Origin of the sequence: Streptomyces cacaoi, from assembly GCF_006539165.1 — a bacterium.
GTDB classification, from domain to species: Bacteria; Actinomycetota; Actinomycetes; order Streptomycetales; family Streptomycetaceae; genus Streptomyces; species Streptomyces cacaoi.
Genome location: NZ_BJMM01000098.1, coordinates 1 through 10,210, shown reverse-complemented (window position 1 = coordinate 10,210; position 10,210 = coordinate 1). Strand labels below are relative to the sequence as shown.

Sequence of the window (10,210 nt, the reverse complement as noted above, 5' to 3'; positions counted from 1 at the left end):
CTGAACGCGGCCTGCCCGACGCGCTGCGGGCCCTCGCCCTGCGCTCGGCCGTACCCGTCGAGGTGGACATCGAACTCCCCGGCCGCTTCGACGAACCCGTCGAGACGGCCGTGTACTTCGCCGTCAGCGAGCTGCTGACCAACGCGGCCAAACACTCCGGGGCCTCTCGTGTGTGGCTCGACGTCTTCCACTCCGTGCCCTCCGGAAGCACGGGAATGCTGCGGGTGACCGTCGCGGACGACGGGAAGGGCGGCGCGGGCCTCGACAAGGGCTCCGGCATGGCCGGCGTCCAGCGCCGCCTCGCGCCCTTCGACGGCGTCCTGGCCGTCAACAGCCCACCCGGCGGCCCCACCATGATCACCCTGGAACTCCCCGCAGTCCTCGAACCCGAACGCCCCTGAACCCCGGCTTTCTTGCTCTGCGGGGGTCTCCTAGAGGGGGCGGAGCCCCCTGTAGCGGGGGGCTGTCCCCCGACGCCCGGCCGGCGAGGCCAACGGGGACAGGGACGAAGCCCCACGAAAGGGGCGAAGCCACAAGAAAGAGAAACCCCAACGGCGGGAAAGCCACAGGACGACGGGACCAAGGTGACCCCACACCCCCCACCTCGTTCAGCCCCGTGTGGCCGACACAAGCTCCCCCGACAGGAACCCGACATGGATCCCGTCGACGTCCATCGCCGTCGAAGACGCAGAGGCAGCACTGGTAGAGAACTACCCGAGGCTGGTCCGCCTCGCCTACCTCGTCCTGCCCCCCACCCCGTCCCGCCACCACCGCGTTCTGACCGCCCACGCCACCACCCAGGCATCCCTTCCCCACTTCCGCACGTCGACGTCCACGCTCCCCCTGCCGGGCCCCCGCACCGGCATCCCCGGCTGGGCCATGCCGGACCCGGCCTATGTGTGGCTGCGGCTGCGGGTGCTGCGCCGGGTGCTGGAGGCGGAACGGCCGCGCCGCGCGGGCCTGTTCCGGCGCAGGCGTGCGGCGGCGTCGGGCCGGACGCTGCCGTGGGTGGTGGGGCTGCGGCTGTTCCCGCAGGTGTACGCGGGCGGTTGCGCGCTCGACGACGCGTTCACCGGGCTGCCGGGCGCGGTGCGCGCCGCGTACGTGCTGCGGCATCTGGAGGGGCTGGCGGACCCGGACATCCGGCGGCTGCTGCGGGCCGCGCGGGTCCCGGCGGCGGAGGCGGACGCGGCACCGGCCGCCGCCGACCGGGTCCGGGGGCTGCCGGACGGCGGGGAGGGCGCGCTGCTGGAGGCGGCGGAGTGCGATCCGTGCACGCTGCATGTGCGGCCGACCGATCTGCTGCGCCGCCGCCAGCACCGGTGGGCCGGGGTGGCGGCGGCGGTGGCACTGCTGGCGTGCGGCGGGCTGGTGGCCGCGCCGGGCGGCTGGGGTCCGGCGGGCCCCGGGCACGCCTCGGCGGCCTACGGGACGGCGGGGCCGCACGGGGACGTGCTCGACCCCGCAGCGGTCTCCCGGGTGCCCGCCGACTCCTGGCGTACGGCGTCGCGCACCGACCACGGGGCCTGGCCGGCCCGGGGCGCACTGCGCGACGACGCGTCCCTGCTGCACCGCGCGCTGTCGGCGTGGGCGCGGCCGGACGACCGGGTGCGGGTCACGGCGGCGCGCGGCACGCAGACGGGCCCGCCGCCCGGGCCGCCGCAGCTGCTGTACGCGGGCCAGTTGGACGGGAACGCCGTGGTGCTGCTGTTCGACGGCGCGCGGGTGGCGCGGTACGCGGAGCCGTTGCGGCGGGAGGAGCTGCGCAGAAAGGGCGCCACGCTGGAGCTGGCCCGTACGGCGGGCGCGAGCACGGTGACCTCGGGCGCCGTGGTCGTCTCGCGGGGCGAGGAGGGGGTGCGCTATCTGACGGCGCCATGGGTGCGAGAGGCTTCCGTGCTGGATCTGCTGGACCCGGGCGACGAGGGCCGGGTGCTGCCACGGGACACGGACGGGGTGACGGCCCCGGTGCCGCGGGCCGATACGCATCCGCGGCGCTGCGAGCGCTGGCCCGCGCTGGGCCTCTCGGGCAGTGAGGGCGTCGCGGAGGACCGCCAACTGTACGCGGACCTGGGTGAGTTGACTCCGGCACGGCTCGCGGACGGGCGGCGGCACGAGCCGGCGACGAGCGCGGGCGCGCGGCACCGGCTGGCACGCACGGCCTGCCATTTCCCGGCGATCCTGGGCAGCGGCGTCAAGACGGTCACCAACTGGGAGTTCGCCCGGCAGACGCTCCCGGAGGGCGACGGCGCCGCGGCGTGGGTGTGTACGCGTGCGGCGACCTGGCGGGGCGCGGGCGCCCGGGTGATGGCGCAGTTCCAGCCGCCGACGCGGAAGCCGGGCCGGCCGGGCGCCGCCGCGGCCCGGGCCGAGGACACGGCGGCCTGCGGGCGGGTGCGGGAGGCGATGGCCGGTGTGCTGTGGAAGTCCAGCGCCGGGCACTGGTACGTGCTGGCGGCGGCGGACAAGGGCGTGGTGTCGCTGCGGGCGCAGGGCGAGGGGGTACGGGGCGGCGCGGTGGCCGTCCCCGGGCACACGCTGGCGGTGCGGGCCGCCGAGGGCGCCCGCGCCCGGCTCTCCGGCGTACGCGAGGACGGCCGCACGTCCGGCCCGTTGAGCTGAGCCCGGCCCGCTGCCTTCCCCTCCGGGTGGCCGTACGAACCGGCCGGTCCGGTCCGGCTGCACGTACGAACGGGCCGATCGGGACGGCCGGTTCGGGCCGGACGCCCCCCGCACGGCTCGCGCTGCCCGCCGCGGCCCGCGCGGCCCGTGCGACCCGCGGCGGCCCGTCCAGGGCGTGGCGGCCGTCCGGGTCTCGGCGGCTCGTCCGGGCCCCGGGCCCAAGGCCGGGCGACGCGTCCGGGATCGGCGACGTGTCCGGGATCGGCGACGCGTCCAGGTCCGACGGCGTGTGCCCGGGGCCAACAGGGCGTCCGGGGCCAGCAGTTCACCCCGGGTCGACAGTTCGTCCGGGGGCCGACGGCGCACGGGATTCCGGAGGCCCGCAGAATTGGGAGGCGCGCAGGATTGCGGAGGCTCGCAGGGTCGGGAGGCGCGCAGGATTGCGGAGGCTCGCGGGGGACGGGGACGGCGGGCTCGGCGGGGCCGGGTGAGCCGGTCGGCGTGCCTGTGCGCAGGGCGAACGCGCCCGGCGCGCGGTGTACGGCCCTCGGACCGCTCGTTAGGGTGACGCGCATGACCACCGGGGCGCGCCGCAGGATGGGTGTGGAGGAGCGGCGGCGGCAACTGATCGCCGTGGCACTGGAGTTGTTCAGCCGCCACTCCCCCGAGGACGTGTCCATCGACGACATCGCGACGGCCGCGGGGATCTCCCGTCCGCTCGTCTACCACTACTTCCCCAGCAAGCGCAGCCTGTACGAGGCGGCGGTGCGGCGCGCCGCCGACGATTTGGCGGGCCGGTTCACCGAGCCGCACGAGGGCCCGTTGAGCGGCCGGCTGCTGCGGGTCATGGGACGGTACTTCGACTTCGTCGACGAGCACGGACCGGGGTTCATCGCGCTGCTGCGCGGCGGCTCAGCGGTCGGCCCCGCACTCGCCGGCGCGGTGATCGACGAGGTGCGGCAGACCGCCTGCACACAGGTGCTCGCGCACCTGGGCACCGGCAGCCCGGGCCCGCGGCTCGCCCTCGTGGTGCGCGCGTGGATCGGGCTGGCCGAGACGACGGCGCTCACCTGGCTGGACGGCCGTGCCGTGCCCCGTGCGGAGCTGGAACTCCAGCTGGTGCACGACTTCCTGGCGCTCGCCGCGGTCGCAGCGGCGCACGACGCGGAGACCCGCGCCGTGGTGGACCACATCGTCGCGCAGGAGCCGGCCGACGGGCTGCTGGGCGAACTGCTGGGCCGCCTGGGCGGATTGCTCCCGCCGTCCTCGCCGTGCGCGCCGCGGCAGGAAGCGTCCCGGCCCGGCCGGACGGGCGCGTAGGGCCACGAGGGCCCCCGGCCGGACGGGCCGGAACGCCGGGAAGGTAACAGCTTGCAGAAACTTGCGGAAGCCCGTGCGACGGCCGAATCGGGAAGCGGTGGGCCCCACGCGCCGGGGGAACAGGCAACGGCCCGGCCCCGGCAACGTGAGCCGAGGGGGACGGCGGGACCCCAGGAGCGGCGGCCGAGGAGCCCGCCGGGGGCCCGGCGGCGCCCCGTACCCTCATGGCGTGACCGGAGACCCGCAGCAGCCCCAGCCCTCGCCCGCCCCGCCGCCCGACGACGCGGCCGTGCCCCGGATCCGGGTGCTCCTCGCCGACGACGAGGCGATGATCAGGGCCGGTGTGCGCGCCATCCTGACCTCCGGCGGGGACATCGACGTCGTCGCGGAGGCCGCGGACGGGCGGGAAGCCGTCGACCTGACGCTGCGGCACCGCCCCCGGGTGTGCCTCCTGGACATCCGGATGCCCCGGCTGGACGGGCTCCAGGCGGCGGAGGAGCTGCGCCGGGCCTGCCCGGACACGGCCGTCCTGATCCTGACGACGTTCTCCGAGGACGAGTACATCGCCACCGCGCTCGCCCACGGCGCCGCCGGGTTCGTCCTCAAGTCCGGCGATCCGCACGAACTGCTCGCCGGGGTACGGGCCGTCGCGGACGGCGGCGCCTACCTCTCGCCGTCCGTGGCCCGCCGCGTCATCGCCCACATGGACACCTCGCTGCTGACCCGGCGCACCGGCGCCCGCGCCCGGACCGGCGAACTGACCCCGCGCGAGCGGGAGGTGCTCGCGCTGGTGGGTGCGGGCCTCTCCAACGCGGAGATAGCCCGGACCCTGCACCTGGTGGAGGGCACCGTGAAGACCTATGTGAGCCAGATCCTGGCCCGGCTGGAGCTGAAGAACCGGGTACAGGCCGCGATACTCGCGTACGAGGCCGGCCTCGTACCCACCGGGGACCCGGGTGCCGACGGCTGACGCGCAGCCGACGGCCGGGGCGGAGTCCGCTCGCGGGTGGGCGATGCGGGTGCGCACCGCCCCGCCGCGCGGGCGCGGCCCGTCCCTCCGGCGCGGCCCGTCCCTCCGCTTCCCCCACTTTCGACAGAGGCGCACCGGCGGGCACATCGGCGATGCTCGCTCCATGGTCCGCGCCCTCCTCCTCGTCGCCGCCGTGTGCGCCGCGCCGCTGACGGTCGCGGTGCAGCTCGGCGGGCAGGACGCCGCGACCGCCGCGGTCGCCGTGCCGCTGCTGGCCGGGGCCGCGCTCGCCGCCGCCCGCTTCCCGCTCGTCGTGACCGCCGTGCCCGTGGCGCTGAGCCTCACCGCCGACACCGAGATGCTGCGGCCCGAATACTGGCCGGCGCTGGCGCTGTTCGGCTATCTCGCCGGCTGCCGTGCCGGGACGGCACGGCCCGCGCTGTGGTTCTTCGGCACGGTCGCGCTGGCCGGGCTGCTGCTGTCGACGCTCGTGGCGCGGGAACTGTGGGCCTGGCCCGCACAGCTGCTCACCCTGCTCGGCACCACGGGGCTGCCCTGGCTGGTGGGCCGCCACCGGCGTCAGTACGGCGAACTGGTGCACACCGGCTGGCGGTTGGCGGAGGAGATGGAGGCCCAGCAGCGGGCGGCGGCCGACCGGGCCCGGGTACGGGAACGCGCCAGGATCGCCGGCGACATGCACGACTCGCTCGGCCACGATCTGACCCTGCTGGCCGTCCGCGCGGGCGCCCTCCAGGTCGACCCGAGGCTGGCGGACGACCAGCGGGCCGCCGCCGGCGAGCTGCGGGAGGCCGCGGCGGCGGCGACCGCGCGGCTGCGCGACATCATCGGCGTGCTGCGCGAGGACGGCGACCAGCCGCCCACCGGCCCCGTCGACGAGAGCGTCGAGTCCCTGGTCCGCTCGGCCCGTTCGTCCGGGCTCACCGTCGAACTGGAGGGCGGGCAGACGGCGGAGGCACTTCCTCCGATGGCGGCACGGGCCGCCCACCGCGTCGTCCAGGAGGCCCTCACGAACGCGGCCAAGCACGCGCCGGGCGCCGCGGTACGGGTGGTGCTGGAGCGGGGCCCCGGCGCGGGCGGCGCACACGGCGGGCACGGCGGCGGGCGCGGCGGCGGGCACGGCGGCAGGAACGGCGCGCGGGACGCGGGAAGCACCGCAAGCGCGAGAAGCGGGGACGACGGCGACCCGAGCGGCACCACCGACGCCACCGAGGCCACCGAGGCCACCGAGGCCACCGAGGCCACCGAGGCCCCCGGCAGCCCTGATACCACCGGCAGCGCCGACAGCGCGGGCGGCGCGCACGACGACGTCAACGGGGCCGACGCGGGCGGCGGGGCCGACCGGGCGGGCGCGGTGTGCGTCGTCCGGGTCGTCAACGGGCCGCCGCCCGGCGGGGGTTCGCAGCATCCCGCGCACAGCAGGCATGCCCCGCACACGCCGCACGCGCCCTACCCCCGGCCTTCCCGGCAGGTGCCGGGTACCCCGCTGGCCTCCGGAGGCGTGGGGCTCGTCGGTCTGGACGAGCGGGTGCGGGTGGCCGGTGGGTCGTTGCACAGCGGGGTGACGGCCCAGGGCGGGTTCGAGGTGGTCGCGCGGCTGCCGGTGGCCGCCGTGCCCGGCGCCGCACGGCCCGCGCGGGGCCCGGCGCCCACGCTCTCCTCGCGGGAGTGGGAGCGTACGCGGCGGCGGGTGCGGCGGAGCCTGGCGCAGACGGTGCTCGGCCCGGTGGCGGTCGTCGTGGGGATCCTGGTGCTGATGATCCCGGTGAGCGTGGTGTCCGACGCGCTGTCCGTGCTGGACCGCTCCGCGTACGACCGGCTGCACCTCGGCGAACGGCGCGGCGCGCTGGAGGACCGGCTGCCGCCCTTCACACGGGACGGGCCGCCGGACGACGCCCCGCGTACGCCCCCGGGCAAGGAGTGTGTGTACTACGGCACGGGGCTCTACTCCGTGGGCGCCTACCGGCTGTGCTTCGCCGGGGGTGTGCTGGTGTCCAAGGCCGTCCTGTGAACGTCCGCTGAGCGCCCGGTGAGCCGGGGCCGAGCCGCGACTCGTCGTCGGCGGCGTCGGGTCGTCGGCGTCATCGGCGGCGTGCCAGGGCTCAGCGGCGGCAGCCGTCGGGGAGGGCAGGAACGTCAGGGGCGGTGGGCGAAGGTGTGCTGCATGCGGTCGGCCGTCGTCGGCGCGGTGTCGAGGGTGCGGCCGAGCGCCTCGGCGGAGGCGCGGGCGGTGCGGGTCTCGTGGGTCCAGCCGAGCGCGGTGAGCTGTTCCTGCGGGGTGCGCCGCGTCCCCCCGGGCAGCAGCGTGGGCAGATCTATGCCGAAGGCCGCGCCGCCCTCCTGGAGGAGCGGGTCGGCGAGCAGGTCGTCGGCGCCGGACGCGTGCTCGACAGCGAGGGCGCTGCCGGCCGGGGAGAGCCGGTCGATCTCCTTGAACAGCTGCTCCTCGGCCTCCGGCGGCAGATAGGGAAGCAGCCCTTCGGCGAGCCAGGCGGTGGGCCGGGTGGCGTCGAACCCGGCGGCCTCCAGCTCGGCCGCCCAGTCCTCGCGCAGGTCCACGGGGACGGGCACATGGGCGCAACCGGGCCGGGCCTCCTGCCCGTCGAGGACGCCCAGTTTGAAGTCGAGCACGGGCGCTCGGTCCAGCTCGAAGCAGCGGGTGCCCGCGGGCCAGGTCAGCCGGAACGCCCGGGTGTCCAGGCCGGAGGCGAGCAGCACGAGTTGGGTGGTGCCCGCGCGGGCGGCGCCGGTGAGGAAGTCGTCGAAGACGCGGGAGCGCACGCCGAGGTACTCGGTCATCAGGGCCCACAGTTCCCGCGGACCGTCGGCGGCGGCGACCTCCTCGGGGGTGGTGGGCAGCGGCACGGGTGCCTCGGCGGCGTCCAGGAAGGCGAGCGCGTACGGGTCGTCGACCAGGGCGTCGGGGCGCCGGGTCTCCAGGGCGCGGCCGGCGGCGACCGCGAGGGCCGTCAGGCCCACGCCGGAGACGATGTCCCACTGCTGTTCCGGGCTCACGGGTGTACCTCCCTCGCGGGGCCGCGGGACGCCGTGGCGAGGTGGGCGGCGTTCCCGCAGCCGTGTCGGCCGGGGCTGCGGGAACGCTACAAGGTGGCACCTACAAGCAACTAGCCGCCGGGGGAAGGCAGATCGGGCGGCCGGTGGGGATTTGACCGAGGTTTTGCCCGTGTACCGACGGCCGTTGACCCCCGTACCACCAGCTCCGGCTGGAAGACGAACTCGGTGCGGGCCGCGGTGCCCGGTGACGGATCGAGCAGGGCGTGCACCGCGGCGTCGGCCATGGCGCGCACCGGCTGCCGGACCGTCGTCAGGGGCGGATCGGTGAAGGCGTTCAGCGCGGAGTCGTCGTAGCCGACCACCGAGACGTCGGCGGGCACCCGCAGCCCCCGCTGCCGGGCGGCGCGGACCGCGCCCAGCGCCATCAGGTCGCTGCCGCACACCAGTCCGGTGCAGCCCTCGTCCAGCAGGGCCCCGGCGGCGGCGTGCCCGCCCTCGACGGTGTAGAGGGTGTGCTCGATGTGCACCGGCTGCCCCGGCCGCAGCTCCTGGACGGCGGCGGTGAAGCCCTCGGCCTTGCGCCGCGCGGGCACGAACCGGCCGGGCCCCAGGGCGAGTCCGATCCGGTCGTGGCCCAGCTGGTCGAGATGCCGGACGGCCATGTCGGCCGCCGCCCGGTCGTCCGGGGAGACACAGGGCGCGTCGACCGCCTCGTTGTAGCCGTTGACCAGGACGAACGGCACCCCGCGCCCGCTGAGTGCGGCGTACCGCGCGGGGTCCGCCGACAGATCGGCGTGCAGCCCGGAGAGGAAGACGATGCCGCGCACCCCGTGCTCGACGAGCTGGCTCACCAGCTCGTCCTCGGTGGCGCCGCCCGGTGCCTGGGTGCCGAGCACCGGGGTGTAGCCGTAGCCGGCCAGCGCCTGCTCGATGACCTGCGCGAACGCCGGGAAGATCGGGTTCGTCAGCTCGGGCAGGACGAGCCCGACCAGCCCGGCGCTGCGCTCCCGCAGCCGCACCGGCCGCTCGTAGCCGAGCAGATCGAGCGCGGCCAGCACCCGCTGCCGGGTGCCGGCCGCCACCCCGCTCCTGCCGTTCAGGACGCGGCTGACCGTCGCCTCGCTGACCTGCGCCTGCGCCGCGATGTCGGCCTGCGGGCCCCGCACCGGCGCGGGCCCGGCGCCGGATGCCGTCATCCCCGCGCCCACCACACCGTCGTGTCGCCCGGCAGGACCGCGCCGCCGACCGCCCCGGCGCCCTCGGCGGGGCCGCCGGCCAGCAGCACCTCACCCGGCGCTGCGTCCAACTCCCGTGGCTCCGCAGCCGTGTTGGCCGTGCAGACGAAGGAGCCGCGGCGGAAGGCGAGGACGCCGTCGGGCGCGTGCAGCCACTCCAGCGGCTCCCCGTCGCCCAGTTCGGGCCGCTCCCGGCGCAGCCGCAGGGCCGTGCGGTACAGCTCCAGCGTGGAGTGCGGGTCGCCGGTCTGCGCGGCGACGGACAGCGCGCCCCAGCCGGCGGGCTGCGGCAGCCAGCTGCCGCCGGGGCCGAAGCCGTAGGAGGGGCCGCTCTCCTCCCAGGGCAGCGGGACGCGGCAGCCGTCGCGCAGCCCGTCCTGCCCGTTGTCGCGGAAGAAGGAGGGGTCCTGGCGTGCCGCGTCGGGGAGTTCGGTCACCTCGGGCAGGCCGAGTTCCTCGCCCTGGTAGAGGTAGGCGGAGCCGGGCAGCGCCAGCATCAGCAAGGTGGCGGCGCGGGCCCGGCCGCTGCCGCCGCCGAGCCGGGTGCGGTGGCGGACGACATCGTGGTTGGAGAGCACCCAGGTGCTGGGCGCGCCGACGACACCGAGGGAGCCGAGCGACTCGTCGACGACGGCACGCAGCTCCCCGGCGTCCCAACCGGCGTTCAGATAGTGGAAGTTGAACGCCTGGTGCAGCTCGTCCCCGCGGACGTACAGCGCGGTGCGCCGGGCGTCGGGCGTCCATGCCTCGGCCACGCCGATGCGCTCGCCGGGGTATTCGTCCAGGACGCGGCGCCAGGAGCGGTAGATGTCGTGGACGCCGTCCTGGTCGAAGAAGGGCAGGGGGGCGCTGCCGAGCAGCTCGACCTGGCCGGTGCGGCCGGTGTCGGGCAGGCCCGGGGCCTTGACGAGGCCGTGGGCGACGTCGATGCGGAAGCCGTCGACGCCGAGGTCGAGCCAGAACCGCAGCACCGAACGGAACTCGTCCCGCACGGCCGGGTTGTCCCAGTCGAAGTCGGGCTGTTCGGGGG

Annotated in this window: 8 protein-coding genes; 5 read left to right on the top strand and 3 right to left on the bottom strand. The window is 76.4% G+C overall.

The annotated features are described in order from the left end of the window. From SCA03_RS33895 to SCA03_RS36660, 5 genes are all read left to right on the top strand, one after another. The coding region (locus SCA03_RS33895; RefSeq protein WP_371864033.1) for a sensor histidine kinase at nucleotides 1-401 on the top strand (401 nt) is incomplete at its 5' end. A gap of 217 nt (nucleotides 402-618) precedes the next feature. Next, nucleotides 619-2,622, top strand: coding sequence for a hypothetical protein (locus SCA03_RS33890; RefSeq protein ID WP_141275854.1), 2,004 nt, complete (start codon nucleotides 619-621; stop codon nucleotides 2,620-2,622). A gap of 573 nt (nucleotides 2,623-3,195) precedes the next feature. Beyond that, nucleotides 3,196-3,942: a TetR/AcrR family transcriptional regulator gene (locus tag SCA03_RS33885; RefSeq protein ID WP_030879844.1), complete on the top strand. Its 747-nt coding sequence runs from the start codon at nucleotides 3,196-3,198 to the stop codon at nucleotides 3,940-3,942. A gap of 328 nt (nucleotides 3,943-4,270) precedes the next feature. Then, nucleotides 4,271-4,912 (top strand): response regulator, encoded by a 642-nt coding sequence (locus SCA03_RS33880; protein ID WP_212766761.1) that lies wholly within the window; start codon nucleotides 4,271-4,273, stop codon nucleotides 4,910-4,912. 163 nt (nucleotides 4,913-5,075) lie between these two features. Next, nucleotides 5,076-6,941: a histidine kinase gene (locus SCA03_RS36660; protein ID WP_086818017.1), complete on the top strand. Its 1,866-nt coding sequence runs from the start codon at nucleotides 5,076-5,078 to the stop codon at nucleotides 6,939-6,941. 125 nt (nucleotides 6,942-7,066) lie between these two features. Here SCA03_RS36660 and SCA03_RS33870 read toward each other — a convergent pair whose 3' ends face one another. The 3 genes from SCA03_RS33870 to SCA03_RS33860 all read right to left on the bottom strand — a co-directional run. Next, nucleotides 7,067-7,945, bottom strand: a complete 879-nt coding sequence (locus SCA03_RS33870) for an SAM-dependent methyltransferase (RefSeq protein WP_086818016.1) — start codon at nucleotides 7,943-7,945, stop codon at nucleotides 7,067-7,069. Nucleotides 7,946-8,055: 110 nt separating this feature from the next. Beyond that, entirely contained in the window at nucleotides 8,056-9,141 is a 1,086-nt protein-coding gene (locus SCA03_RS33865; protein WP_086814742.1) for a LacI family DNA-binding transcriptional regulator, read from the bottom strand. Then, nucleotides 9,138-10,210 (bottom strand): alpha-amylase family glycosyl hydrolase (locus SCA03_RS33860; RefSeq protein ID WP_141275853.1); only part of this gene is annotated, 1,073 nt, incomplete at its 5' end. The genes SCA03_RS33865 and SCA03_RS33860, both read right to left, overlap by 4 nt.